Origin of the sequence: Vibrio sp. T20 (assembly GCF_007858795.1) — a bacterium.
Lineage (GTDB): Bacteria > Pseudomonadota > Gammaproteobacteria > Enterobacterales > Vibrionaceae > Vibrio > Vibrio satsumensis.
In genome coordinates this window covers 68,090-94,289 of record NZ_VFEB01000005.1, presented here as the reverse complement: position 1 = coordinate 94,289, position 26,200 = coordinate 68,090, and the positions used below count along the sequence as shown (strand labels likewise).

Genomic DNA, 26,200 nt, shown 5'->3' with positions numbered 1-26,200 from the left:
TGCATTCAGATTGCTCTGTGTTCCAGTTCAATGACACAACCAAAACCATCACACAGCTCGAACCACCGAAAGCGTATAGTGGCCACGTAGCCAATGCAGGCCAAACCTCACTATACTGCATGTACTCAAGTGCAGATGATAATAGTGCACTGCCTAGCTTCATGCGTTTTGATATCAGTAAGGCTGAGCTTAACCAACCCGCTACAACGACAATCGATGCTTCTAGTGGTACTAAACTCGATGCCAATGAACGAATGGCCGTCGTCAGCGATAATGAACTGATGTTCTATCAATATCCAAGTGGGACCTTTACCGAGTACTACCTCAACTTTGACGCTGGTACTACAGTGGAAAAAGAAGTGAGTTCAATAACGGCTATTAAGATGCAAACCGTCACTCAAAATTAATTGTTTAGAAGGAGTAATGAGGGCGATGTTCTGCCCTCTTTTTTTAGGTTCGAGAGCACCCAAAACTTCGTGTTCTATCGCCGTAGTGCTTGGTCTCGACCTTAAATAAATAGCTGACTCGTTTCTGCCCCAAATAATCTGGAATAAATACTCTACAAAATTTGGTGCGTGCGTTTTTCCCTACTAAAAATTATCCGATAGAGTGTAACCCAAAACCATCAAACCTTCATTGTGCTTGTTTAACCTGTCAAACTGCCTTTTTAATTGGTTAAATTATCAAACCATCTTGTTGAGGATGATAAATCACTGAAAATATTGTTATTATCCTTTGTATTTATCAGTAAAACCGACACCCATGAGATATGAATCCGCTCCTGTAGCCCCAGAAGAAAGACAAGAAACCACTAGAGAACGAGCAGCTCGCCAACATCGAGAGCGTCAAGAAGAGTTTAGGTATACCGCGAGTGATGAAAAGCGATGGGCAGAAAATAGAGAGAGGGTTCTTAGAGATAGACAAGAAGCAGGATTAGGCCAAATATCTCAAGGTTTAAAAACGCCTCAAATTCTGAGTGACTCTATCGGGCTACAGTGTTCACTTGAAAATGAAATGGCGAAGAACCATCAGCATGTACTTATTACTGATTTAGAAGATGCCCACAAGGTTTTGCATAATGTTTGGTTAGATTCTGGTAAGGATGTCGCTGCTCTTGCTGCGAGTATAAATACCGCGAAATCATGGTTTAACCACACCGAACCAATGTTTGATGCTGCGTCCATTGCTAAGCAATTCGGTGATATGAATATTAAGGCTGATCTCGTAGAAAGCAAAGGAAAAACCTTTGTCGCCTTTAATGGGACAGACCAGAATGGAAAATTGCTCAAACATGCGTTTGTGAATGGAACTCGTATCAACATGAACGGGAAAAAATATCCACTCAACTCATTTAAATCAATACAAGCTGGCTTCAGCCCGAAATCAAGATCTGCGAACTTTAAAGGGGCGGGAGTCTTAACCTTTGTGGTATCCGCAAGTATTGCAACCAGTGATTTAGTGTTCAAAGATGATTATCATCTAGTGGATTGGTTTGGGAATGTTGGCTCTGACATGTTTAAAGCCTTAGTCCAATTTGGGGCTGGTGAGGCTGCTTTATTTATAATGGCTGCGGCTAGTGGTTCGATTATTCTTGGTGCTTTGGCTGTTGTTGGCGCTTATTTACTTGTTGAGTGGCTTTGGGGGGAGTATGAACTCTCTACTACCATTGTTAGTGAGTTAGAAAATGCAATCCAAGATTAAGGTTAGAGTTGCCGTAGCATTGGCATGTGTAATGATGTTTACAATTTGGTTTATTCCATCTTATGGAGTGCTTGGTGATTACCAAAATCTCTTAGCTCATTCAAGTATTGTACAAGTCTCTGTGATAACTTTGTGGGTTCCTGTTGGGATGCTTGGGGCGTCATTTAGTACGATCTTGTTAGCGCCTAAAGCCTTGCTTCATGGTAAAAAATTTAATGAAACGTACTCAAGGGAAACAATGCAACTCGTTAATAGAGTATCACTTTATTTTGCATTAGCTGGTGTAGCATTTGCTGCTGGTTGGACGTATCACTCAATTGCATTGTTAGATAAATATGGTTATGTATACAGCCGAGATTTAACAAAAATCACTCCAACTGGAGTGCACTTGATATACGTTAAAGTTCGATAATTTAACTTAACAGTACTTAGTTAGAACCCAGATTTAGAAGCAAGAACGGTTCCCAATTGGGAGCCGTTTTTTCAGCACAAAGAAAAATTGGATGAAACCTCATACTTATTGATAGTTTAACCAATAGCATTCGTATTTGTCTGATTTACCATAACGGCACTTAATGCGCCCTCAGCCAATACTTTTCTGGTGCGATGTTACTCATCGCACTAGCTAGTCACAAGAACTTTGCCATACCTGTGATTATTCGTATTTTTCTAATTTAGCAAAATCGCTAGCAAACTTTTGTCCAAAACCTTCACAGACTGAATTCCTACCCGTGTGTGGTTTAACAAACTACTCCTACCTGCACTTGCCCCTAGAATACTACCCACTTTTTTAAGTTCGAGCTCACCCAAAACTTCGTGACCTATCACAGTAGTGCTTGGTTAAGTAGCTGACATCTAAAACATTATGAATTAATGCGAAGTGAAATTAGTTTTTGAATATCAATATTTGCGATACTTGAACTAATTGAGGTAAAAGAAAGACCTAACCCTCATCATTTTTGATCTCTATTAAAAACGAAGCATTAAGGGAATATGATGGATCCAATGGATAAAATTTGTGATATATGCGGCCACATGATGAGTGCTTGCGAATGTGGTGGTTGCGAAAACTGTGGTGAAAAACCTAGTGATTGCATTTGCGTTGTTTGTGAACACTGCGAGGAATTTGAAGATAATTGCTCTTGTGAATACTGTGATACATGCAAAGAAAAGATGCCAGTTTGCATTTGTGAAAATGAAGACGAAATTTGTACTGAATGACACGGTTCAAAAATAATCAAATCTGCGCTAGGAACTAAAAGCGAGGGGGAGAAAAATGACTATCAAATTTCTCCCCCAGTCAGGTATCTTTCGCTGAACAAGCGAAAAGAGAGCCTTCACGGGCTCCCTGTTCATACGGTAGGTGTGCTCGTTGTTGCTTGGTTTATTCTTGGCTCTCTCGCAGTGCTAAACGTTGCTCCATCCATTCTTCGATTTCACTCTCTACCCATGCGACAGCACGCCCACCTAATGATACCGTTTTAGGAAAGGTATTCTCGTCCATAAACTTATAGATACTTGAACGACCTAATCCCGTTAACGCTATTACTTCTTTTAGTCTTAAAAATCTCATGGGAATTGTCTCCTGTTTGTATATACCCATGGGATAAGCCACTACTGTAAAAAAATGCAGTGGCTCTAATCTGAGTTAACGCTGACTACTCCCAATGTTATTGTTACGGCTACCAAAGTGTTTCGTCTCTTCTTTAGCTAAATAACTCACGTGCTTAAACAACCTATCGAAATCATCATCAAAATCATCTGAGTAACGATTTAAGCGATGGATAACAATGCGATCGTTCTCTTTGTCCTTTGAGAAATACACCAACCCATTGGCTTCATCGTAATCAACACCAATAACACGAGCCCACGCTTCTACAATGAAGGAGCCTAGGCTGTCATGTTGGTCTTTCGTCTTCCCCGTCCAGTTAAATCGGTCTTTGTTAAAAAGCAATAGTAGATGGTAGTGATCGACTAACGACGTAGAGCGCTCTCTTACCCATACATAGCGAACTGTGCACGGATGCACTCTTACCCCTTCCCTTTTTTTTCTGCGTTCTGAGTAATCAATCTGAGACTGTAAAGAACGAATGAAGTTTGTCATCACATTACCGCACTCCTTTTTAGATCTAAGCTTAGGGAACCTCAAATCCACCCGTAAGGCCATCGTCCTTGGATTGGCTTTAAGTGATCTATCAATTGTGTCATAAATCTTATTTAGGTAAGGGATGTAGAGTGGTCCATGAGCCGTTTGGATCGGATGCCCCAGAAACGTTTTTTTCGTGGTGAGTTTGAGGTTTTTGTTTTTCTTCGAACGTTGATTCATCTTATCTACTCCTGTATTTGAGTTCATAGATAAGCTGATGCAGTTATTTTTAATTATGTACTGTGAGTCACTTGGTGTGACTCAGTGATATGAGTTACGTTGTGATGAGGTGATAGGTTGATTGATTAGTAATACTAACCAAACAGACATTGGTGATGTTTCGCTATATTCATGACGTTCTCGTTTTACTTAAATAAGTCCCTCTTATTAGCCGCTCATTGAGGAAATGTATCTCAACCATGCACTCCATACGGCAAATAATAAGATTTGAATTGCTTGCAAGTTAAGTTATATCGATGAGTAATTCGAGATGGAATTTTGCTCACACCTATCCGCTTATCGCTCCCCGTCCTCAAACACCGATGGTAATTAATTATGCACCATGAACTTTATTCACCCCTCACAATTTCACTTAAAAATAAGTGACTATCGACTTAAGAAGATGCTACTGTAATTTGCATAGATAAAAATAAGTAAAACCACAACAAATAGAGATAACAGAATAAGTTTTCTTGCTAAAAACCTGTGTTTTCATGGTGATTTTTTATCTTAATATTTTCAGAAATTTTGCTACAAACCTGCTCATAACCACCAGCAAACCACCTAAGAATAATTATGCAAAAGAAAAGGCTAAACCGATTTCTCAATGAGACTGAAACACATCTTCGTTTCTATGTTCTTTACCTCTCTTACATGGACGATAAAAAAGAACACAGTGACTTTCGTGATCTCGCCTTGTTTAATTATCAAGAGTTACAGCATCGCTTTATTGAGGTGCTTTCTCTTTATCTGAATGTAAATGTAACGGCGCTAGAGAAAGGTGAGCTGCTTGATGAAAAAGAACGAAAATTAGATCGCTTGCTAAATAGGCTGCACAAAGAATCCGTTGATAATCTGCTCACGAGTGAGTTCACTTCTTGGCTAAAGAACGATAGAGAAAAGTACTTCTTCCACTCCATGCTAAAGGCAATGGTGATAGCTAAAGTAAATCTAGTGAAGAGGCCAAATAATACAAAAACCATCGGTGAGATATTATGGCCTCAACTTAAAGATAAGCAGTATTTAGAAGAGATAGAAAAACGCAAAAAATCGGCTAAGGATAGAGCTTTTGAAAATATATCCGAGGGTATCAGAAAAGCAAATGAAGAAGCTGAAAGAATCTTTCAAGAAAGGGAAGATAGAAGAGAAAAGAGAAAACAAGAAGAGTTCGATAACATCCGTCTTGATTCAACTCTAGAGGCGGTGAAATTGGTTTGTAGGTTGTGCCCCACTATTGATAAAGATAGCCACATAATCATTATCAACTACCTCACTTACCACTGTATATCTGGAGATATCACACTCAAAACAGCACAGGATCTTTTGTTAAGAATCAGATCTATGTATATCAAAGCTTACGCAAATGTCCCTTTAAGTTGGGACATTCTAAAAACAGAAAACGACAAACTGATAGACAAGACTTATGGCCGATTACAGAGTCAGTATCAGATATCTAATCTGTTTTATCCAGCAGAGGATACCAGTACTAAGAAAAAATGCATGGTGACGACATTAGATCTATTGTTCACCACCTCGGCTAACTTCCCTCAGCGTCTAAAGCTCTTAACGGATAAATTTTCGTTGGATAAAGCAAATAGCGAAGATTTCCAAATAGCTTTAAATCAAAAGCAATGGGATATGCTTGTAGAACTAGCGAATGGTGATACCAAACCCAAAATCAACCGCACAATCAACAAGCTACTCAAGGCGGCTTACAAGGATCGTTTTAATAAAAATACATAGATTGCTTACGGTTACTCAATAACGATTAAAATTGCAGAAATGATAGTAAGTGAGGGCGTACAGATACGTTGAAAGCAATCCTGTTTTACTGTTATCTAAGTTTGCTCAAAATAGAATAACGACTCAAGCTCTCCAACCTATTCATTGAGTAAGTATGACGCCAACGCCAAATACGTGACTTCAATCACGTAATACTTAGGTATTCCAAAAAGTACTCCAAGATTAATATTAAAATAAACAATCATTTAAGTATCAAATCATTAAAACTTAAATTCAACTCCCGCCAGCACCAAACGTTTGGAAAGGGCCAACTCGAAAGAGTTGGCCCTTTTTGTTTGTCTAAGGGTTGTGCCTTAGTAGATAAACCAATAAATAACAAACACTTAAAACCCTAACCGTCAACGTCAAAAACAATCACCCAATAAAAAGCCACACATCCCATTGCTGAAATGTGTGGCCGTTTAGAACTGTTCTATATCGCTCTTAGTAAGTTGAGGCGTTACTCCATCTCGCCTAGCACATAATCTTCATCACTACTGACTACTGCGCCGTGCTTCAGGAAGTTCTTACCTAGAATCATGCTGTATTCGAAGCGTGAACGATCTTGAAGGTTCACTCTCACCTTCTTCTCTAAGTCGCCTAGTTTAACGTTCATCTCTACTACAGGGCGAATGTTCACCTTCTCGCCTTTTTTAGCTTTAATGCGCATCACATCAATCACTGGCTTAGTGAACTCTTGCTTATCGCCTTGGTTGTTTTGATAAGTAAAGGTAACCATGTCTTGGCCATCTTTCTTGAATCGCTTGATGTTGACTGCGTTCATAGAGCTCACATCAGCACCAGTGTCTAGCTTGGCAGGGAATGTCATGCCGTTCACTTCAACAACTTCGATGTGCCCAACTTTAAACAATGGCTCAGCTTTCAGAAGGTAATCAGAACGCGTATTAACGTAAACGCCTTCTTTTGCCATCTTCTTGCCTAAAATAAAGTACGCTTCTTTCTCATTCGTATTGAGCACATCGATGGCAAACTCTTGCGTACGAACGTTTCCAGAGACCGCAAACTCACCACTCACTACCGGACGAGTATCATCACCGACTTTAAGCTTCTTAATAATTGGCTTGGTCACCTTCTGCTTCTCACCATTTACATCCGTAAGATAAAATTCAACGGAGGCATCTTTGCCTTTACCTGTCATTTCAAAACTGTCGACCTTCAACAGAGGTGTGTTTACCGTGAAAGAAGCCACAGCCTTTAGCGGGAAGTCATCAAGTGTGATGTCCTCTTCCGGTGAGATAATCATAGGCTCACCAGACTCAGCAACATCACTAAAGCTCTCTGAACCTTCTGATAAAATGTTTTCAGCATTGGTATCAATCATGAAGAGCTCACTGGCTGTGCTGGTTCCAAATCTCAACTGCGACTCACTACTCGAGCGCTCACGTAGGTACACCAGAACGTCTTTAGTTGTGTTTTCATCGAGTTGAACTGGCACATAGACTAAAGGTCTCTTCTTACCGCTCACGCTTAACATACGAACCAACGGCAATGTCATCTCTTTTTGTTTGCCGTCGTTATCGAACATATCAAACGTCACTTCTTTGTTCTTTTTGTCTATGTCGATGTCTTTAGCATGCAAAATACTGTAGCGGTTCTTTAAAGAGAAGGTCGCATTCATCGCCATTCCAGAGATAGACACCACCTCTTTACGGCCAACAACCGTCGCATTTTCTTGCTCTTGCAAGTAGTCATAACCCGCAAACACCAAAGCGTTATCAGCAAGGAAGGTTTTACCAATCAGCACAGGCGCAGAGAAGTGGCTTCTGTCGGTAAGGTTAACGTCTGTTTTTAATTCTTGATCCGCAATGGTCAGCGACATTTTAATAGTCGGGCGAAGCAAAGGCGTGCTGCTGGTGCGACTGCGTATCATGCTGACACGCTCTAAAGGCGCTTTAATTAATACCATGTCACCCGTACGTGGGTTTTGAACCTTAAAAGAGACCACAGCTTCATATTTCGCAAAGGTGCTGCCATCCCAATCGTCGTAATCAACGTCGCTATTGTTCAACACATCTTCGGTTAATGCCGCCATTAACTCTTTGTCTTTGAGGTTCTTATAATCTGCATGTGTGCTTTTTACATGGATGTCTTCAGCATGCATGGAAGTGGTTTCGGCACCGGTGTCGATTTTGCCAATGAAAGGAACGTCTTTAAGCCCTTGAACGCTAGAGAGGTACACATTCTCAGTGCGGCCTAATACCGCCTTACCATCGAGTTCATAAGTCGGATTTTGCGTGGTGTGTGAAGTGTCTGTAGCCAAAGAATATTGTGAAAAAAGTAGAGTGCTTAAAAGAGTTAGAGCCAAAGGTATCTTTTTCATTAGTTGGTCCGTTGTGATCAGTTCACTAATAATACTGGCGAATAGGCAAGAAGTTCCCCACCAGCGATGGTTCTCACATAACGTTTACGCTATGACTTTTTCAATGACAAACCGATGACTTTGCGCTGCATTCGCTTATCGATTATTGACTAATGGATACCCAATAACCTTTCAATACTCGGCGTTCTATTGAAGAAATGAATACAAAAAAGGCCAACGACGAGCGCTGACCTTAGCTATTCAAAACACACCTGAAGCGAGTTTAACTTGCTAAAACACAAACGGTTCTAGATAAACATAGCACTAAAAAGTCCCGACCGTTTTCTTTGCACAGACAGCACGAGCTTTTTCTGCACCCTCGCCTTTATTTTTATTAAAACATTGGCGGTAAGATTCGACGTATCGCTCAAATAGTACTTTGGCTTCAGGTTGTGGTTTAGAGAGCAGTTGATTAACGAACTTTCTCGAACCGACCTCGAAATGCTGAGTATCGATTGGGGTATTCCAGTCTCCTCCCCAGATCATAAAACCATGATGTGCAAACAGCTCGACCACATCTTCCGCCATGCCTCGGCGTTCAATGTCATTGCGAGCACGAAAGCGCGTTCTATTTACATAGCTGGTTGCCGATTGTGATGGCTTTACCGTGATGGTTCCGTTGCTATCAAGCGCTAAGAAAGGGTTTTGAACTGGGTTGATGTCGATTGCCACACCGTATGCATGCTTCGACCAACCACCTCCGCCAGTGATAGGCCGAGCATTAAACGCGCTGCTATTATTGGCTTCCATAGAAGCATTATCATCACCGTTGAACTCACGCATAAGGCGTGCAGAATGCAGTGGGAAGTTACGCTGTTTGAGTTCTAAAAAGATTTGCTCAACAGAAGGGGCGATAACATCAAGCACAATCATGTTCCCCTGCTGCGTTTCGCCTTTAAAATTAACGAAATCAAAGTCTACTTTGGATAGCCGATCACAACCAACAGGTGCTCCACTATTCAATACCTTGTTCTTTTTCATCATGTCACACTGCCATTGAGAAACAGGTGCAACTTGGCCGTAACTCGCCGCACTGATCAAGGTTGCCAGCAAACCAACAATTAAACGTTTCATATCAAGGCTCAAAAACAGCAAGAGTAAAAAGACAGGGAGTGGAAAGTAACACACTCAACATAACAGAGCGCATACTTTGCTAATGCGTTTTCTTCCAATAAACGATTTCGCGAGCTCGACCATTCTGATCCTTATCAGCCTTTCCACCGATATCAGCAAGTTCAGGCAAGCACGACAATGTTGGAGCGTGATACGCAATCAACATCAATATGAATGCGTCATAAATATCATCTATCGCGACATCTTTACGCTTGGTGTTTGAGATAGCTAACGCCACAACCTCACACCATAGTGGGGCGAGTTGCTGAATAATCGAAAGCCTTTCCTCTTTGCCCTCTTGAGTTCGCTTAGAAAAAGTAAGCGGTTCGCCTTTCAAAGCAGCGAACACCACCTCAGGGTGGGACTCTCTGATCGATAAGTTTGGGTGATCATCGATGAGTTTATCTAGCTCCCGGATTTTAGGAACGATACCCCAAGTTTGCTTAGAGAACTTCTTACCAAGCTGCTGCACATTGGCATTACACGCCGCGATATAATCTGTTTGGTAAACCGCCTCACGACACGGCACAGGAAACACCGAGGAACCACGTTTGCTGGTTAGAAAACGCCTTGCTGCTTTGTCGCACAAGCGATCTGGAGTATTCGCGTCACTAAAACCAATCGGCATATCGATAAGCGCTGTTGAACCGATAAGATCATTCACTAGCTCATCAAGCGCCTTTACCACTTTGAACACTGGCGTCTGATTATCAGAGACAATCCAAGCGATCCAACCCGCCTTACAGCCATCAATTCCGATGTATTTCATTGTTATCTCTACCGTTACTTAAAGGATTAAATTAGCGGGTAAGCGTGGCGATCACTGCCACTCATTAATTAACAGTCGACTTTTCACACCACGTACCTGCAGACCCATTGCATCAAACACCTCTTCGAAGTCTCGACACTGTAGTGGAATATTGGGTAAAGAAAGGACCGCTTCAGAAAAGAATTGCTGTTCAAAATGAGCCGAATCACTCCACGCCAATTGCCACCATTCAAGAATACGAGGTTTAGACGCGCGAAGTTTTTCAGCGGTAGGCACTTTGTCACTTTTGCTCAAGTTCTCTTTGCTTGTGGTTGGAAAGAGGTTCCACTTATCGTTATTCGGCCAGTAAGCAAAAGGTAGACAGTGATCAACGTGATACTCATTTTTTAACGATTTTCCACTCCAGACGCTGACAATGTCTGCATGTTCAGATCTAAGTTGTTCAACTCTTTTGCGTACGTCACGAGTGTCGTGGTTTCGGTCAATCCAGACTAAGCAGTCGTGATAGGTCTGTAGTGAAATGTTGCGCTGTCGATTTAACTCAAAACGCTGCATCTCCATCACCCATTGATTCACGACTAGCGGCTCAATCCAAGAGTGATAGATTCTGAAACATTCCCATAAGCTTTCATCCAGCGTGAAGTAACCAAAGCTTGCTAAGAACTCGCTGTCGATGATCAGTGACTCTCGACTCTTTCGTCGCTGCTGAGGTGGGAGTATCTCAAACAACTTATTCTCTTTGGAACCTTGATAAATAAAGGTCACTGGGCCCGATTTAATGGTGCCGATCGTCTGTGCAAACAACTTCTGCAATGCTTTGGCTTCATCACCAATAAACAGAGTGCCTATCGCTAAATCATCAGCACTGAGGTGCTTGAGCTTGTTCCAGCCATCATCTTTTACAAAGCCTAGGCCTTTACTCGTGTTGCTATTTTGCTGAATCCCAGCGCCTTCTATGTCGATATCAATCAGACGCTTAAATTGCCTAACCCAATACAGAGCAACCAAACCCACCGGTAGAGATATTTTACCATCGGTTCGATCAAGCACGGCACCAGAATGGGCGTCTGCAATTCGCAACAAGGTTCTTAGCAGGGCCAATTTGTATGTGGCCGACTTGTTGTCATTCACAATAATGTGGCGCACCTTGTTTAAGTCACCCGAGCCATCATCTGGCAAGGTCATCACTACCGTTTGCCACCAAACCTCACTGCGCTTCAAGGTGTCTTGGCTATTCTCGACATGACGCACCAACAAAGCACTGTTCTTCGACAAACGCTCAAGCTCTTCAACCGAGACCTTATATCCCTCTCGGTCGTCATGAAACTCTCCGTGACGTAGCGTAATCACCAATTTGCCATTTGGAGCGAGTAAGTTAGATAACTTTCTGAATGCTCGCTCTCGATATGACGGTGCAAGGTGCATCCACACAGCACTCACCAGTATCAAGTCAAAACGCATTCCGAGGTTTTCAGTTCGACTCAACGATGGGAGTGAATCATCTAACCATGTAACATTTGGCCCAGTATATTCTGAGCCCTGCTCACGTAATGACGCACTGGGTTCTATCGCGATGACTTCAGCACCAGCCTTGTGCATCCATAACGCATCACGGCCACTTCCCGCCCCTACATCTAGCACCTTATCGCCATCTAAAGGCCAATAAGCTTGCCAGCTTTTGTGCACAGTCTCGAACGTCACGGAGTTGTACTGCTGACAAAGTGTGTGAGCATTTTTATCGTAAAAAGGAATCGATGAGGACATATGCGCTATTGGAGTAAGGAGTCTATCTCAATAGTAATGGGGAGCTTAGGCGATTGCTAGCAGCTCATGTAAGTTCAGCTACACCGAGCAACATTTATCGTTAGTGACTGTTTTATATCAATATCCACCTAATGAGCTCATCAGGCGAGTCACATCTCGAATCAGTCTCGTCAGAAAAACAAAAACAAACAAGGTGCAAGCTGACGTGTGAACAGAGATAATTGTTTTACCGTAATGCTCCCAACCTCAACACTCAGCCGATAGACGTTCAATGACTCAATACTCCTACATAGACATCCCATTCAACCTGCGCCACACCTGTTGGTTTTGTGGTGAACCTTCTAATCACAGCGTTGAGTTTCCCAAAACCGCTCAGCTTTTTGCCAAGGTTGGTCATGCGCCGATAGCGCTGCCTGCATGTAAAGAGTGCGCGAATGTGAAGTATGCGAAAGACCTAACTTCGATTTGGGCGGTGCGCGACCAGATAAAGCATGCGCTCATTGATAAGTATGCCAAGCACCTAGGTATTGGTGAGAACTGGACTGAGCAAGAGCTGATAGACAGTGAGTTTACGGGCTCGACACTTGGCGGTTTTGGACGCAGCGCTTGGAAGATGTATCAAATCGCCAAACAACGCGTCGATTATAAAGGCTGGCCTTTGTCGGTTGATGACATCCCACTTGAGGTATTCGACGAAACCAGTGGCTTTGAGTTTGACGGTACTCGTTATGCCTCCATCAATTCGTGTATCGACTATTTCACCAAAGCAGCAGGCGTAGACAAAGAGCTGTTGTCGCAACTTGTCGACATAGTGTCATCAGACCGATTTAGCTACGCACTACGAATCGCCAAGTTGAACAAGAGTGTTTCTAATACCAAGCGCTCGGAGATCGTCGAAGAGGTGCTACAACAAGAGTCTGAACAAGAAGAGGTACTGCTTGAGCAAGCTAATTCAATGTTTAACCCAAACGTCGAAGAGGTGAATATTTCAGGCTCAATAGCGCCGGTATTTGCCATTCAATGGGCGCTGGCTAACAAGGTTAAAGATTTAGCCCACCTTTGTGCTCTCGAAGATGAGTATTTTGACTATTTCGAGCACCTTGGTGGCCCTGCTGCTTTCATGTCTTATAACGGTCTACAACTCTACTTTGAATCGCGTCAAGATCCTGAATGGGTAGAAAAATCGGATCCAAATAAACAGTTTTGGTGATCATGAGCCATTACTGGTGAACACGTGTAAGCTCGATAACTGTGTCAAACACCTATTGTTAGTCCTTGTTTTATATAAAGATCTAAAAACAGCCCCCTATCACAGTTAATTGTTGCAATTCGGTTAAATAGAGTGAAAACTTCAAGCATCTAAAACTATTTAATCACTGCCACCTGCGGTGAGTAAGGAGTGAATTGTGCTTGCTGTTCTTCGTATTATTTTGGCTACGGTGTTTATTATTTTCACCACTCTATGTGCTTTTGTTTACTGCTTGTTTAGCCCCAAGAACCCCAAGCATGTGTACGTTTTCTGTCGTTGGTTCAACCAACTCCAAAAGATCATCGGTGTAAAACTGGTACAGCGCGGCCTAGACAATGCCCCAACGCCAGAGAACAGCGTCTACATATCTAACCACCAAAGCATATTGGACTTTGTGACCGATCCAGGAATGCTAAGACCACGCACTGTTTCATTGGGCAAACGCGATTTGTTGTACGTGCCTTTCTTTGGCCTGCTGTATTGGATCACCGGTAACATCATGATTAACCGTGAAGACAAATCCAAAGCACGCGATACCATCAAGCAAGTGGCGGAAGCGATTCATCAGAGAGATCTGTCTGTTTGGGTTTACCCTGAAGGAACCCGTAGTAAAGGGCGTGGATTACTGCCATTCAAAACAGGCGCTTTCCGAATGGCGATTGAAGCCGGCGTGCCTATCACCCCGATGTGCACGAGCACCACGCACAATAAGATCGACTTTAATCGTGCCAATAATGGCATTGTGATCACCGAGATGCTGGAACCTATCGATGTATCCGAATACAAGCTTAGTGATGCAAGGGAGCTGGCCAATCGCTGTCACGCACTCATGGCAGAGAAAATAGCAGAGCTTGATGCCGAAGTGGCTCGTTTAGAGGCGCAGCAAAACCCAGAGTTGGATTCAGACCGCTCTTCTACGAACTAACTCACAACGAACCCACTGAGTCATCGCTCAGTTACTTAAAAAGATACTCAACGATCGCAACTCTCATTGTTCTTGTTTTACTTGCTGGCGCTTATCCGCAAAATAAAAACAGGCGTTAACGGCTTTATAGAGCAATGGGAGTAAACGATGGAAGTGATTCACCATGGCGGCAAACATACTGTCACCGGATCTTGTCACGAGTTAAGAGATTCAGGCCAAGCGGTGCTCATCGACTGTGGCCTTTTTCAAGGTTTAGATCTTCAAGGTAAAAAGCTTCAAGGAGAAGATACCCGCCCTCTTGATATTGAATTTGAAACGTCCCACCTCAACGCTCTGCTGCTGACCCATACTCACATTGATCATATTGGTCGATTACCTTGGTTACTCGCCAGTGGGTTTAACCAACCGATTTATTGCACGCAAGCGACCGCTGAACTCGCCCCTTTAATGATTGAGGATGGTTTAAAACTGCAAGGGCTCAGCAATAAACAATCGAAGCTGATACTCAAAAAAATTCATTCGTTAATGGCTCCCAAGCCTTACGGGGAATGGTTTCCAATCACATCTAAACAGCAAAACAACGGAAAGGATCATCATAGGCCAAATACTCTGCATGCCCGTTTTCAACCCGCTGGGCACATCTTAGGTTCTGCCTATATCGAGATAAAATTACCAAGCCAAGAAGTAGTTGTGTTTTCTGGCGACTTGGGCCCAAGTAACACACCACTGCTGCCCGATCCAAAACCACCACAACAGGCCGACTATCTGTTTATCGAATCCACTTATGGCGCCAGTACACATGATGATATTGCAACACGAGCACAGCGTCTTAAAGCGATCATTGATCGTTCACTACTCGATGGAGGTGTCATCCTAATTCCGGCCTTCAGTATCGGTCGAACACAAGAGTTGCTATTTGATATCGAACACCTGATCTATGAGCATCAACTCAGTGCCGACATTCCTATCATCCTCGATTCTCCGATGGCAGAGAAAGTGACACGCTCCTATCGACGTTTTAAAGAACTCTGGGGACAAGAAGCAAAGCAACGGCTAGAACTGAAACGTCACCCACTTGCATTTGAGCAGTGCATTACTGTTGATGGGCATAGAATGCACAAGAAAATCGTTAATCGCCTTAAGTCGACAGGTGAACCCGCGATTGTGGTTGCAGCTTCTGGAATGTGTCAGGGCGGGAGGATAATGAACTACTTATCGGCTTTGCTTCCCGATATACGAACCGATGTAATTTTAGCGGGCTATCAAGCGCAAGGGACGCTCGGACGAGAGTTGCAACAAGGTGAAATGCAGGTTTCAATCGACAACAAACAAGTGGAAGTGAATGCTCAAATTCATGGCATGTCTGGCTACTCGGCTCACGCCGATAAAGAGGATCTCTATCGATTTATAGAGGGCATCGCGACTCCACCGAAAAAGGTGCATTTGATTCACGGCGAACCAAACACTCAGTCTGACTTCACTAAAGAATTGCAGGTGCGAGGGTTCGTGGTTGTTTGAAACAGGCATCAAATTCGCAACTTTCACTAGGTAAACATGAAAGCCTCAATTATCGAACTTTCAAAAATCACAGTCTCTTAGGTCTGCTAGTTCATACGATAGAGGTGATATATTCCAACCTACCTATCCCACCAATCCTATATCAGCCGTTCATGCTAAGCGGCTTTAATCCCTATTTTTCGCAATTTCGTTTCTTATGCGAACCTCAAATCCCCCTTTTTGTATTAATCACTATTTATTCACTTTGAAAAACACCACAAAACAAAACTAGTTGCATATCAAATTAAATGAAACGATTATCGAATTAGCACTAAGCATTAACAAACACCCTCTATAACTTGCTTTATGTCACAGTAATCCTAATGAGCAGTTAAATAATTTAACACTTGGGTTACAAGTGAAGTATTGTGTTGTTCGAAAAACAATCATAAGTAAAACTAACAGGGAAAATACTCATGCAGTCATTCGTTGATTTTTTGAATGGAATAATCTGGAGCCCAGTACTTATCTACCTATGTTTAGGTGCAGGTTTGTTCTACTCCATCATGACTCGATTTGTTCAAATCCGTCACTTCTTTGAAATGTGGCGCTTGCTACTCTCGGGTAAAAGCTCATCAAAAGGCATCTCGTCTTTCCAAGCTCTAGCCGTTTCGCTATCTGGCCGTGTAGGTACAGGTAACATTGCTGGTGTTGCTGCCGCTATCGGTTTCGGTGGCCCAGGTGCAGTATTCTGGATGTGGGTTGTAGCCTTCTTTGGCGCCGCGACTGCTTATGCAGAATCTACGCTAGCGCAAATCTACAAAGAAGAAGACGAAGGCCAGTTCCGTGGTGGTCCAGCTTACTACATTGAAAAAGCAATGGGTCAGAAGTGGTACGCATGGATCTTCGCAATCGCGACTATTTTTGCATGTGGTATTTTGCTTCCAGGTGTTCAGTCAAACAGTATTGGTAATGCTGTAGAAGCTGCATTTGGCTCAGGTGATATGATTGAAACAGCTGTCGGTACATTCAGTTTCGCTAAAATTTTCACCGGTACTGTTGTTGCTATCATCCTTGCTTTCATCATCTTTGGTGGTGTTAAACGTATTGCGAACTTCACACAGATCGTTGTTCCGTTCATGGCATTGGCTTACATCATTATCGCGTTCGTTATCATTCTGCTAAACATCAGCCAAGTGCCAACTGTTTTCGCAATGATTATTGGTGATGCATTCACACCTATGGCAGGCTTCGGTGCTGCAATTGGTTGGGGTGTTAAGCGTGGTGTTTACTCAAACGAAGCGGGTCAAGGTACTGGTCCTCACGCGGCAGCGGCTGCAAGTGTTGATCACCCAGCTCAGCAAGGTTTGGTACAAGCATTCTCTATCTACATCGATACTCTTCTAGTATGTTCTGCTACAGCGTTCATGATCATCATCACTGGTGCATACAACGTTCACGGCGGCGCTGAGGGGGTATTCCTTGTTCAGAACCTAGCAGCAAACATCGGTGCGAATGGTCCTGTATTTACACAGCTTGCTATTGAAAGTGCACTACCAGGCATTGGTAAGCCATTCATCGCATTTGCTTTGTTCTTCTTCGCATTTACAACGATTCTTGCTTACTACTACATCGCAGAAACGAATATTGCTTACCTACGTCGTACCATCAAGATCCCTGGCATGATGTTCGTACTTAAGCTTGTTCTTATCACTGCGGTTTTCTATGGCACAGTTAAAACAGCGAACCTTGCATGGGCAATGGGTGATGTTGGCGTTGGCTTGATGGCATGGTTAAACATCGTGGGTATTCTGATCATCTTCTTCATGTCTAAGCCTGCGCTTAAAGCTCTAGCTGACTACGAAGAACAGCAGAAACAAGGCGTAACTGAGTACACATTCAACCCTGTAAAACTAGGCATTAAAGGTGCAACTTACTGGGAAGAGAAGTACAAGCGTAAAACAGGTAAGTCTCCTGAAGCAGAAGCTACAGACACTAAACCTGTAGAGCAACCTTCAGCTTAAGCTTTCCTTAGCAAATAGATCGCTTTAAAAAATAGCGCTATCGATAACGCATAAAAAAGGGGTTAGCCATTTCGGCTAACCCCTTTTGTTTTATTCATTACGAATAAGCGGCTTATAACAAACTAACTGTTCCCGAGTTAGAGTACTTAAGCAGCGATTTCTTGTGTTGCCATTTGAGGTGCTTTCTTCTCACCGATAGGCAGTACTGTACGGCCGTATTCGTTGTTGATTACTTGTGCCATTGCAAAGTAGATAGCAGAAGCGCCACAGAAGATACCTTCAAAACCAGCGATAGTGCCGATCAATGAGCTGCCAGTGAAATCACGAGCTGCAAGTAGGAAGAACAAGATAGTCAGTGAACCGAATACTACTTGCTTCGCTACCGGGTAGCATAGAGAACCGATGAACATGAAGCCAGTGAAGATACCCCATAGTAGTAGGTACCAACCCATGAAGCTTGCAGGGCTTGCAGGTAGACCCATGTAAGGCATGACAATCAAACCAACCAAAGACAACCAGAATAGGCCGTAAGAAGTAAACGCAGTTGTACCGAACGTGTCACCACGCTTGAAACACATTGTGCCCACGATAACTTGGCTCAAACCACCGTAAAAAATACCCATCGCAAGGATCATTGAATCGATTGGGAAGAAACCTGCGTTGTGGATATTAAGAAGAATAGTGGTCATACCGAAACCCATTAAGCCTAATGGCGCTGGGTTAGCTAGTTTGGTCGACATTGCGAATTTACCTTATTAAATTGGTTGATTAAAAAAAATCGATAAAATTTGTAAGAAAATTTTAATCTATAAACCGCTCAACTAGGTAATCCAGTTATCGAAAACTAAGATTGTGTAAATGATCCTATGGAAAATTAGTTTCATAACAACACCAATCAATTCACAGAAACTATAAGTAAACAAGTTCCCTGTCACGCTATAAAAAAGATTCGAGTAAGCGGGATAAGAGGAGCGTATTGAGATTGAAATAAGTGATATGCATATGAAAAAGGTGCGGGTAACGAGATACGAGACACGAAAAGAGTCTTTAGATTTGAGTATGCGAGACTGCTTAATAGCAAGCTTAGACAATAGAGAGCGAGCTCTTCGATACTCGTTTACTCACATCCCGTACCTAGCTCTCAGTCGTCATTCCAGAATCGAGGAACGAGGTACCTGGAATCTCCTCTTCGATATAAGCACGTTTGGCGCACTAAAGAGATTCCCTATCACGTTCGTCCCTCACTGTGAGGAATGACGAGGATTACTTAGGTTCGAGTAAGTGAGATGAAGAACAAGAGAGCGAGCTTTTCGTTACTCGTTTACTCGCATCCCGTATCTATTCACTCACCCGTCATCTTAAACTACGCTTGTTGAGCTTTAGATTCAGAGACTTGAGATTGCACCTCTGATTGAGCATGCTTACTTGCATCACGCTTGGCCAGCAGCGTTACAACAACCAACTGAGCGACAAGCGCACCTAACACGACCAACGAACTGCCAGTAAAGCCTGCCACTACGAAACTCACCAGAGCAATAGAGCCGTTCATCAACGCATAAGGAAGCTGCGTCTTAAAGTGTTCAAACTGATCACACCCTGCCCCTGTTGAAGAAAGAATGGTAGTTTCAGAGATCGGTGAGCAGTGATCACCAAACAGACCACCAGAGAGCACCGCGCCAATCGCGACGAGTAACGGAGCATCTATCGCGATCGCAGTTGGCATAACCAATGGCATCATGATGGCGAAGGTTCCCCACGACGATCCGGTAGCGAATGAAATGATAGCCGATAATAAAAACGCAACTGCAGGCACTAACCAATAAGGGAAGCCGCTCTGTGCTTGCTCTGCGATATAAGCCGCTGCGCCCAACTCTTTACCAACAGTGCTTAACGCCCAAGCCAGCACCAAAATGATCGCGACTGGCATCATATTTCCCATACCTTTTAAGTACACAGAAACACCGTCAGACAGTTTTCTTACACCGTAGTAAGCCATTAGCGAGATCAAGGTAATCGCAGCAAAGAAATAAGCCGATGATAAAGCGGCTCTGAATGATGAACCCGCGACCTTTTGGAACGGGAAGCCTTGCGGAACCAACATGGCACACAACACCACCAGCATCACTAACAACGGTGCCCAAACAAAAGATGCCTTTGCATTTTTATGCGAGAACGCATTCAGTGATTCACTATTCGCACCAGAGCAGGTTCCTGCTTGGCAATCACGCTCTGCTTTTGCCATTGGTCCAAAGTCTAAACCTTTAACTGAAACTAAAGGAACAATGAAAATAGCTAAGAACGCGTAGAACTGAAAAGGAATCGCACCGATGAAAGCATCCCAGTCAGACATGTTGACATTCAAAGCCGTGAACTCTTTTTGAATAAGGCTCATAATGTAAACGCCCCATCCAATGAAAGGAATAAGGATCGCAACTGGCGATGAGGTTGAATCAATGATGAATGCTAGCTTCTGTCTTGAAAGTTTCAGTTTATCGAAAAGGGGACGAAAAACAGGGCCAACGATTAAAGGGGTACCTAAGTCAGAGAAAAATATAACGATTCCCCCAAACCATGCTGAGATTTGAGCTTGGCATTTATTGCTTACCCATTGGGTAACACGCTTGGCAAACGCAACACCACCACCCGACTTCTCCATCAAAGCAACAAAGCCACCGATGAACACCAACAGCATGATCACACCTGCGTTATAGCTGTCGGTAAGTTGAGGGACTAAGTAACCTTTCACCATGGTGCCAAACGTATCAAGCGGGTTAAGTTCGCTAAACATACCAGTGAGCATTGCCACACCACTCAGCACGCCTGCAAATAGGCCTATCACTACATTCCTTGTCGCCAACGACAACACCAAAGTAATCACAATGGGGATGAGTGACGTGATATCTGTCTGTTCCATAGGTACACCTTAACCCTAAAATAAAAGAATAAATATAAATTAAATTTGAATATAAATTCACAACCATCATTTGTACAGGACTTTATTCTCTAACTGGATAATTAGTCTTTAAATACGCTTTAACATAGCCTAATAGACCAGTCGACCTTCCTAGGCCACCAAGTTCGAAACGAAAAAAAACCGAAAGTAAAAACTTTCGGCTTTTAATTATTTATATCGCTACAGTCGTAATATTGAACTCGTCATTTAAACCGCCTTTTCGGTATTCAGACTATCAATTACAACTGATTTCATCCCAGAACCAATTCGACTGAACAGGACTCTCCCAAACACCCGGAGCATTTTTAGCCACGAAGCACTTACCGTTATGTGTCACCTTGTCACCGTTACTCACTTGGCTAACGCCCGCTTCCCATGTGATAAACACCGACGGGTCAACAACGACAGGTGGCTCAACTGGTGTTGGGTCCACCGGAGCAGGATCGACAGGAGCTGGGTCGACTGGCGCAGGATCAGTCACTACCGGTGGTGTTGGCTCACCCGCCACTAATTTCCAAGGGCCGCCATTGGCAGGGTCATCCCCTTGTGTCCACCATTTCGCTTCGTAGGTTGCACCGTTGTGAGTCACTTGGTCGCCCGCATTGTAAACCTTAGTCGCACTCCAGCCGTTACCGCCGGGATCGGTTCCTGGGTCTACCGGATCAAGCTTATCGACCACCTTCACTTCAGGCCAGCTTGCATGAGATCCATAGAAGTTGGTCACACACTTCTCGTAATCGCCAGCCACCAGCGCTGAATAAGCCGTTTGGAATCCGACCAATTCACATTCAAATGAATAGCCTTCAGGGCGATCTGCGTAGTATTTCCAGTTACCATCCCAGTTGGTGTACAACACATCGGTTGCGCCATTCAGATTCAAGCTTCCGTAAGGCGTTTGCTGCCAACAGGTATTCGCTTCATCCGCTTCTACAGGAATTTCATAGTGCGCCGCTAGCCCTTCCCAGTAACGGATGCGGTTAACTGGCTGGCCTTTGTCTTTATTCTGTTCACCACACTCAATACCACCGTTGATCACATTGATTGTGGTACCAAAGCCATAACCAATACCCGCATCCAGTTCACGTTGAGATGGCGTCCATGTACGGTCAATCACATGAAGCATAGCTGGCTTAGGCGCTTGTGGGGTTAAGAAGAACCAAATAGCAGAAGCCAAGTTCAACCAAGAATCCGCCACTAAGCCCGGATTATTGAGAAGCACGGTTGCGTCACCATCGAACATCACTTCCGAGAATGCACCGTAATTAAAGTGGTAAGAAAGCTGTTTAGCACCACGACCGAAGTAGCCCTGCCCCGCGGCGCATGGCCAGCGTGCATTTTGCCAATCGTTCTGGCCACAACCTGTTGTGTAGCCTTCTTGCCCTTCAGACCACCCCATTTCACGAACATGCACCAGCGCTTGCTGCCACTCTTCAAGAGCTAATGGGTTATCAGAAGTGTTGTCTATTGCAATGTGACCGCCCGTCTCTTGAGAGAAGTGGGCAAAAGCGGTGATGATGGATTTCTTACAGATGGCATCAGAATCACGGCCATCAGTGTACTCTCCACAGAAGGCTGGGAATTTACCAATCGCGCGCAAGAAACGAGTGTAAGTGTATTCTGGCGCCGCCATCTGAGTAAGGAAATCCCATTCAGATTGAGGGAATACACGCTCAACCCGTTTTACGTTTTCAGGGTTAGAAGGTGAACCGGGTTCAATCGCTTCAACGATAGTGTTCGAACGAGTTTGTAATGCTTGTGACCAGATCGCGTACATAGGATCCGAGGTTTTCGCTTGTTCAGCAGCTTGTAATGCCGACTTTTCAACAAGGTAACCATTCGGGTTTTGCGGATCAGGTTGAATGTTCAAAGACGCATGACTTTGCGCTGCTAATGTGCAGCCCAGTACTGTCGCCAAATATTTGATTTTTAACATGATGGATTCTCTTATCTGTCCTTAATAAGTCCATCAAAGAGTATGCTTCACATGTGAAATGGCCTAGCTGTAGCTGTATGAATTTATAAAAAGTGCGAGTGATATTTTTGATATATAGCTCAACCCAACAAAGCGTCTCATGGTTTCTTGAGCTGATATCTAGTTTCCAACTCATTTGGTTTCTAGGTATTATTCATTTGGTTTCGAGGTATTGCTCATAAGCCTTTAATGCAATGAATCAATATAATGAATCGAAAAGAAAAAAGCCCCGAACTGAGTTCGAGGCTTAGGGTTTGAATCAACGCTGGTTAAATCTCTAAGAGATTATTCCCACTCGATAGTTGCTGGTGGCTTACCAGAAATATCGTAAACAACACGTGAAATGCCGTTAACTTCGTTGATAATACGGTTAGATACCTTACCTAAGAAGTCGTATGGTAGGTGTGCCCAGTGAGCAGTCATGAAGTCGATAGTTTCTACAGCACGTAGAGATACAACCCAATCGTACTTACGGCCATCGCCCATTACGCCAACTGAACGTACTGGTAGGAATACCGTGAATGCTTGAGATACTTTGTGGTAAAGGTCAGCAGCATGAAGCTCTTCAATGAAGATAGCATCAGCACGACGCAGCAAATCACAGTACTCTTTCTTAACTTCGCCAAGTACACGAACACCTAAACCTGGACCCGGGAATGGGTGGCGGTAAAGCATGTTGTATGGAAGACCAAGCTCTAGACCAATCTTACGTACTTCATCTTTAAATAGCTCACGTAGAGGCTCAACAAGGCCCATTTCCATATCATCAGGAAGACCACCAACGTTGTGGTGAGATTTGATTACGTGTGCTTTACCTGTCTTAGATGCAGCAGACTCGATTACGTCTGGGTAGATAGTACCCTGAGCAAGCCATTTAGCATTCTTCAGTTTCTTAGACTCTTCATCGAAGATATCTACGAATACGTGACCGATGATCTTACGCTTAGCTTCTGGTTCAGCTTCGCCTTCAAGAGCGTCAAGGAAGCGTTGCTCAGCGTCTACTTTGATGATGTTTAGGCCAAACTTGTTACCGAACATCTCCATAACCTGCTCTGCTTCGTTTAAACGAAGAAGGCCGTTATCTACGAATACACATGTTAGTTTGTCGCCGATAGCGCGGTGAGCAAGCATCGCAACTACAGATGAATCAACACCACCAGAAAGGCCAAGGATAACTTCGTCGTCACCTACTTGTTCTTTAATACGTGCAACTGCATCTTCAATAATTGAAGCTGAAGTCCACAGACCTTCACAACCACATGCGTTAAGAACGAAGTTCTCAAGCATTTTCAGGCCGTTCTTAGTGTGTGTTACTTCTGGGTGGAATTGTACGCCGTAGTACTTCTTCTCTTCGTTTGCCATTGCAGCGTATGGGCAAGTATCTGTTTCAGCGATCTTTGTAAAATCAGCTGGGATTTCAACTACTTTGTCACCGTGGCTCATCCAAACATCTTGAGTAGACTCAAGGTCAGCGAAAAGTGCAGATTCACCAGTAACTTGTACAGCAGCGTAGCCAAACTCGCGCTCAGTAGACGTTGCTACTTTACCGCCAAGTTGCTCAGCCATAGTTTGCATGCCGTAACAAATACCAAATACAGGAACACCTGAATCAAATACGTACTGAGGTGCACGTGGAGAGTTCTCTTCCGTTACACTTTCAGGGCCACCAGATAGGATGATACCGTCTGGATTGAATTCACGAATATCCGCTTCGTCTACGTCCCAGCTCCAAAGTTCACAGTAAACACCGATCTCACGAATACGACGAGCTACTAGCTGTGTGTATTGAGAACCGAAGTCCAGAATTAGAATACGTTGGTCATGAATATTTTTAGTCATTGTAAGCAGTCTTATTGGCTATGTGATAAAACGGAGGCGAGTTTACTCACCTCTGATTAACTCTTCAAGAAATAAAGCAAACGTTTTCGTTGGATATCTTTAACCTCGTGTTTTGAGAAAATCAGGCTTTCATCAAAACAGGCGGTAGATATGATACCAATCACAGTAAGTAAGTGTTCAGGAATAGCGCAGGAAAAAAGCTTGAGAACAAGGCAGGATTTTCTGATAAGTAGTTATTCTACAATCAAAAATCCTAACGAAGTTATCGAGTTTTTTAACAAGCTAGGATGACCCGTTATTTACTACGATTGGTATAGTAATGTGCCGACTAAATCAGCACATTATTCAAACGTTTGGACGTATTATTAACCTAAACGGTAGTTAGGTGCTTCTTTCGTGATTTGAACATCGTGTACGTGAGATTCTTTCATGCCCGCACCAGAGATACGAACAAACTCAGCTTTAGTACGCATGTCTTCAACAGTTGCAGAACCCGTTAGGCCCATGCTTGAGCGTAGACCGCCCATCTGTTGGTGAACGATCTCTTTTAGACGACCTTTGTATGCGATACGACCTTCAATACCTTCTGGAACAAGCTTGTCTGCAGCGTTGTCAGATTGGAAGTAACGGTCAGAAGAACCTTGAGACATAGCGCCAAGAGAGCCCATACCACGGTAAGACTTGTAAGAACGACCGTTGTAAAGGATAACTTCACCCGGTGCTTCTTCAGTACCAGCGAACATTGAACCAACCATCACACAAGATGCGCCAGCAACGATAGCTTTACAGATATCGCCAGAGAAGCGGATGCCGCCATCTGCGATTACTGGAATACCGTATTCGTTTGCAACTTCAGCTGCGTCTGCGATTGCTGTTACTTGAGGAACACCAACACCAGTAACGATACGAGTCGTACAGATTGAACCAGGGCCGATACCAACTTTAACTGCACTAACACCTGCTTCGATAAGAGCACGAGCGCCAGCACCAGTTGCTACGTTACCACCGATGATTTGTAGATCAGGGTATGCAGCGCGAGTTTCGCGGATACGGTTAAGTACGCCTTCAGAGTGACCGTGTGAAGAGTCGATAAGTAGAACGTCTACGCCAGCTTCAACTAGAGCAGCAACGCGCTCTTCGTTACCAGCACCAGCACCAACAGCTGCACCTACACGTAGGCTGCCGCGCTCATCTTTACAAGCGTTTGGTTTACGTTCTGCTTTGTGGAAATCTTTTGCAGTGATCATTCCAGTCAGTTGAAAGTCATCATTTACAACAAGAACTTTTTCAACACGCGCTTCGTGCATTTTCTCTTGAACTTCTTCACGAGTTGCACCTTCTTTAACAGAAGCAAGGCGAGCTTTAGGCGTCATTACTACATCAACTTTCTTAGAAAGGTCAGTAACAAAGCGAACGTCACGACCAGTAATAATACCAACCAATTCGTTTGTTTCAGTAACAACAGGGAAACCGGCGAAGCCGTGTTTTTGAGTAAGGGCTACAACATCAGCGATTGTCGCGTCAGGATTTACAGTTACTGGGTGAGAAACCACACCAGCTTCGTAAATTTTAACCTGGCGAACCATTTCAGCTTGCTGCTCGATTGACATATTCTTATGAATAAAGCCAATGCCACCTTCTTGCGCAAGGGCAATTGCTAGGCGTGCTTCCGTAACAGTATCCATCGATGCAGAGATCATTGGGATGTTTAAAGAAATGTTTTTCGTTAACTGAGTGCGAAGATCAGCTGTGTTCGGAAGAACGGTTGAGTGTGCTGGGACGAGTAAAACGTCATCAAAAGTTAAAGCTTCTTTTGCGATTCGTAGCATTTGCAATATCTCACAACAAAGGTGTTAAAAGGAGTAAA

General features: G+C 43.5%; 19 protein-coding genes and 1 pseudogene. 8 read left to right on the top strand and 12 right to left on the bottom strand.

The window, feature by feature from the left end:
- A pseudogene (locus FTW16_RS00480) lies at nucleotides 1-407 on the top strand (hypothetical protein); the annotation flags it as partial.
- Between the two features lie 43 nt (nucleotides 408-450).
- Here FTW16_RS00480 and FTW16_RS00475 read toward each other — a convergent pair.
- On the bottom strand, nucleotides 451-540 hold the full coding sequence (locus FTW16_RS00475) for an inovirus Gp2 family protein (protein ID WP_261383373.1): 90 nt from the start codon (nucleotides 538-540) through the stop codon (nucleotides 451-453).
- A gap of 222 nt (nucleotides 541-762) precedes the next feature.
- On the opposite strand from FTW16_RS00475, the gene FTW16_RS00470 reads away from it, so the two are divergent.
- Both FTW16_RS00470 and FTW16_RS00465 read left to right on the top strand, forming a co-directional pair.
- On the top strand, nucleotides 763-1,701 hold the full coding sequence (locus FTW16_RS00470) for a hypothetical protein (protein ID WP_146489703.1): 939 nt from the start codon (nucleotides 763-765) through the stop codon (nucleotides 1,699-1,701).
- Nucleotides 1,685-2,113, top strand: a complete 429-nt coding sequence (locus tag FTW16_RS00465; RefSeq protein WP_146489702.1) for a hypothetical protein — start codon at nucleotides 1,685-1,687, stop codon at nucleotides 2,111-2,113. The genes FTW16_RS00470 and FTW16_RS00465 overlap by 17 nt, the downstream gene beginning before the upstream one ends.
- Before the next feature lie 972 nt (nucleotides 2,114-3,085).
- Here FTW16_RS00465 and FTW16_RS00460 read toward each other — a convergent pair.
- The gene (locus FTW16_RS00460) at nucleotides 3,086-3,274 is read right to left on the bottom strand and encodes an AlpA family transcriptional regulator (RefSeq protein WP_146489701.1); all 189 of its coding nucleotides are present in this window, start codon (nucleotides 3,272-3,274) and stop codon (nucleotides 3,086-3,088) included.
- Nucleotides 3,275-3,349: 75 nt separating this feature from the next.
- Nucleotides 3,350-4,027 carry an inovirus Gp2 family protein gene (locus FTW16_RS00455; protein WP_146489700.1) on the bottom strand — a complete coding sequence of 226 codons (678 nt, stop codon included), beginning with the start codon at nucleotides 4,025-4,027 and terminating at the stop codon, nucleotides 3,350-3,352.
- 615 nt (nucleotides 4,028-4,642) lie between these two features.
- Between FTW16_RS00455 and FTW16_RS00450 the strand changes: the two genes are divergently transcribed.
- On the top strand, nucleotides 4,643-5,809 hold the full coding sequence (locus FTW16_RS00450) for a hypothetical protein (RefSeq protein ID WP_146489699.1): 1,167 nt from the start codon (nucleotides 4,643-4,645) through the stop codon (nucleotides 5,807-5,809).
- 499 nt (nucleotides 5,810-6,308) lie between these two features.
- Here the strand turns inward: FTW16_RS00450 and FTW16_RS00445 are convergent, their stop codons facing one another.
- The 4 genes from FTW16_RS00445 to FTW16_RS00430 form a co-directional block, all read right to left on the bottom strand.
- A complete protein-coding gene (locus FTW16_RS00445; RefSeq protein ID WP_146489698.1) occupies nucleotides 6,309-8,189 on the bottom strand; it encodes an ATP-dependent zinc protease in 1,881 nt (626 codons plus the stop codon).
- Nucleotides 8,190-8,492: 303 nt separating this feature from the next.
- Complete coding sequence (locus FTW16_RS00440) at nucleotides 8,493-9,302, bottom strand: M15 family metallopeptidase (protein ID WP_146489697.1); 810 nt, start codon at nucleotides 9,300-9,302, stop codon at nucleotides 8,493-8,495.
- 79 nt (nucleotides 9,303-9,381) lie between these two features.
- On the bottom strand, nucleotides 9,382-10,110 hold the full coding sequence (locus FTW16_RS00435; RefSeq protein ID WP_146489696.1) for a DUF429 domain-containing protein: 729 nt from the start codon (nucleotides 10,108-10,110) through the stop codon (nucleotides 9,382-9,384).
- Between the two features lie 51 nt (nucleotides 10,111-10,161).
- Complete coding sequence (locus FTW16_RS00430; RefSeq protein ID WP_146489695.1) at nucleotides 10,162-11,874, bottom strand: class I SAM-dependent methyltransferase; 1,713 nt, start codon at nucleotides 11,872-11,874, stop codon at nucleotides 10,162-10,164.
- A 271-nt stretch (nucleotides 11,875-12,145) separates the two neighbouring features.
- Between FTW16_RS00430 and FTW16_RS00425 the strand changes: the two genes are divergently transcribed.
- The 4 genes from FTW16_RS00425 (at nucleotide 12,146) to FTW16_RS00410 (ending at nucleotide 17,569) form a co-directional block, all read left to right on the top strand.
- Complete coding sequence (locus tag FTW16_RS00425) at nucleotides 12,146-13,084, top strand: hypothetical protein (RefSeq protein ID WP_146489694.1); 939 nt, start codon at nucleotides 12,146-12,148, stop codon at nucleotides 13,082-13,084.
- A 196-nt stretch (nucleotides 13,085-13,280) separates the two neighbouring features.
- Nucleotides 13,281-14,048 carry a 1-acylglycerol-3-phosphate O-acyltransferase gene (locus FTW16_RS00420; protein ID WP_146489693.1) on the top strand — a complete coding sequence of 256 codons (768 nt, stop codon included), beginning with the start codon at nucleotides 13,281-13,283 and terminating at the stop codon, nucleotides 14,046-14,048.
- Nucleotides 14,049-14,195: 147 nt separating this feature from the next.
- A complete protein-coding gene (locus FTW16_RS00415; protein WP_146489692.1) occupies nucleotides 14,196-15,566 on the top strand; it encodes an MBL fold metallo-hydrolase in 1,371 nt (456 codons plus the stop codon).
- 455 nt (nucleotides 15,567-16,021) lie between these two features.
- Complete coding sequence (locus tag FTW16_RS00410; RefSeq protein ID WP_146489691.1) at nucleotides 16,022-17,569, top strand: alanine/glycine:cation symporter family protein; 1,548 nt, start codon at nucleotides 16,022-16,024, stop codon at nucleotides 17,567-17,569.
- 146 nt (nucleotides 17,570-17,715) lie between these two features.
- Here FTW16_RS00410 and FTW16_RS00405 read toward each other — a convergent pair whose 3' ends face one another.
- The 5 genes from FTW16_RS00405 to guaB all read right to left on the bottom strand — a co-directional run bounded on the left by FTW16_RS00405 (nucleotide 17,716) and on the right by guaB (nucleotide 26,162).
- Complete coding sequence (locus tag FTW16_RS00405) at nucleotides 17,716-18,309, bottom strand: acetate uptake transporter (RefSeq protein ID WP_146489690.1); 594 nt, start codon at nucleotides 18,307-18,309, stop codon at nucleotides 17,716-17,718.
- Between the two features lie 623 nt (nucleotides 18,310-18,932).
- Entirely contained in the window at nucleotides 18,933-20,483 is a 1,551-nt protein-coding gene (locus tag FTW16_RS00400; protein ID WP_146489689.1) for a Na+/H+ antiporter NhaC family protein, read from the bottom strand.
- Between the two features lie 274 nt (nucleotides 20,484-20,757).
- Nucleotides 20,758-22,455 carry a chitinase gene (locus tag FTW16_RS00395; protein ID WP_146489688.1) on the bottom strand — a complete coding sequence of 566 codons (1,698 nt, stop codon included), beginning with the start codon at nucleotides 22,453-22,455 and terminating at the stop codon, nucleotides 20,758-20,760.
- A gap of 324 nt (nucleotides 22,456-22,779) precedes the next feature.
- Nucleotides 22,780-24,333, bottom strand: a complete 1,554-nt coding sequence (gene guaA / locus FTW16_RS00390) for a glutamine-hydrolyzing GMP synthase (RefSeq protein ID WP_146489687.1) — start codon at nucleotides 24,331-24,333, stop codon at nucleotides 22,780-22,782.
- 365 nt (nucleotides 24,334-24,698) lie between these two features.
- Complete coding sequence (guaB, locus tag FTW16_RS00385) at nucleotides 24,699-26,162, bottom strand: IMP dehydrogenase (protein ID WP_010440594.1); 1,464 nt, start codon at nucleotides 26,160-26,162, stop codon at nucleotides 24,699-24,701.
- Nucleotides 26,163-26,200 lie beyond the last annotated feature (38 nt).

Excerpts from the sequence above, each read along its gene's own strand:
- guaB (WP_010440594.1), bottom strand. The coding sequence starts at position 26,162 with ATGCTACGAATCGCAAAAGAAGCTTTAACTTTTGATGACGTTTTACTC.
- FTW16_RS00445 (WP_146489698.1), bottom strand. The coding sequence starts at position 8,189 with ATGAAAAAGATACCTTTGGCTCTAACTCTTTTAAGCACTCTACTTTTT.
- FTW16_RS00440 (WP_146489697.1), bottom strand. The coding sequence starts at position 9,302 with ATGAAACGTTTAATTGTTGGTTTGCTGGCAACCTTGATCAGTGCGGCG.
- FTW16_RS00400 (WP_146489689.1), bottom strand. The coding sequence starts at position 20,483 with ATGGAACAGACAGATATCACGTCACTCATCCCCATTGTGATTACTTTG.
- FTW16_RS00425 (WP_146489694.1), top strand. The coding sequence starts at position 12,146 with ATGACTCAATACTCCTACATAGACATCCCATTCAACCTGCGCCACACC.
- FTW16_RS00405 (WP_146489690.1), bottom strand. The coding sequence starts at position 18,309 with ATGTCGACCAAACTAGCTAACCCAGCGCCATTAGGCTTAATGGGTTTC.
- FTW16_RS00415 (WP_146489692.1), top strand. The coding sequence starts at position 14,196 with ATGGAAGTGATTCACCATGGCGGCAAACATACTGTCACCGGATCTTGT.
- FTW16_RS00395 (WP_146489688.1), bottom strand. The coding sequence starts at position 22,455 with ATGTTAAAAATCAAATATTTGGCGACAGTACTGGGCTGCACATTAGCA.
- FTW16_RS00455 (WP_146489700.1), bottom strand. The coding sequence starts at position 4,027 with ATGAATCAACGTTCGAAGAAAAACAAAAACCTCAAACTCACCACGAAA.
- FTW16_RS00410 (WP_146489691.1), top strand. The coding sequence starts at position 16,022 with ATGCAGTCATTCGTTGATTTTTTGAATGGAATAATCTGGAGCCCAGTA.
- FTW16_RS00430 (WP_146489695.1), bottom strand. The coding sequence starts at position 11,874 with ATGTCCTCATCGATTCCTTTTTACGATAAAAATGCTCACACACTTTGT.
- guaA (WP_146489687.1), bottom strand. The coding sequence starts at position 24,333 with ATGACTAAAAATATTCATGACCAACGTATTCTAATTCTGGACTTCGGT.
- FTW16_RS00460 (WP_146489701.1), bottom strand. The coding sequence starts at position 3,274 with ATGAGATTTTTAAGACTAAAAGAAGTAATAGCGTTAACGGGATTAGGT.
- FTW16_RS00435 (WP_146489696.1), bottom strand. The coding sequence starts at position 10,110 with ATGAAATACATCGGAATTGATGGCTGTAAGGCGGGTTGGATCGCTTGG.
- FTW16_RS00465 (WP_146489702.1), top strand. The coding sequence starts at position 1,685 with ATGCAATCCAAGATTAAGGTTAGAGTTGCCGTAGCATTGGCATGTGTA.
- FTW16_RS00470 (WP_146489703.1), top strand. The coding sequence starts at position 763 with ATGAGATATGAATCCGCTCCTGTAGCCCCAGAAGAAAGACAAGAAACC.
- FTW16_RS00450 (WP_146489699.1), top strand. The coding sequence starts at position 4,643 with ATGCAAAAGAAAAGGCTAAACCGATTTCTCAATGAGACTGAAACACAT.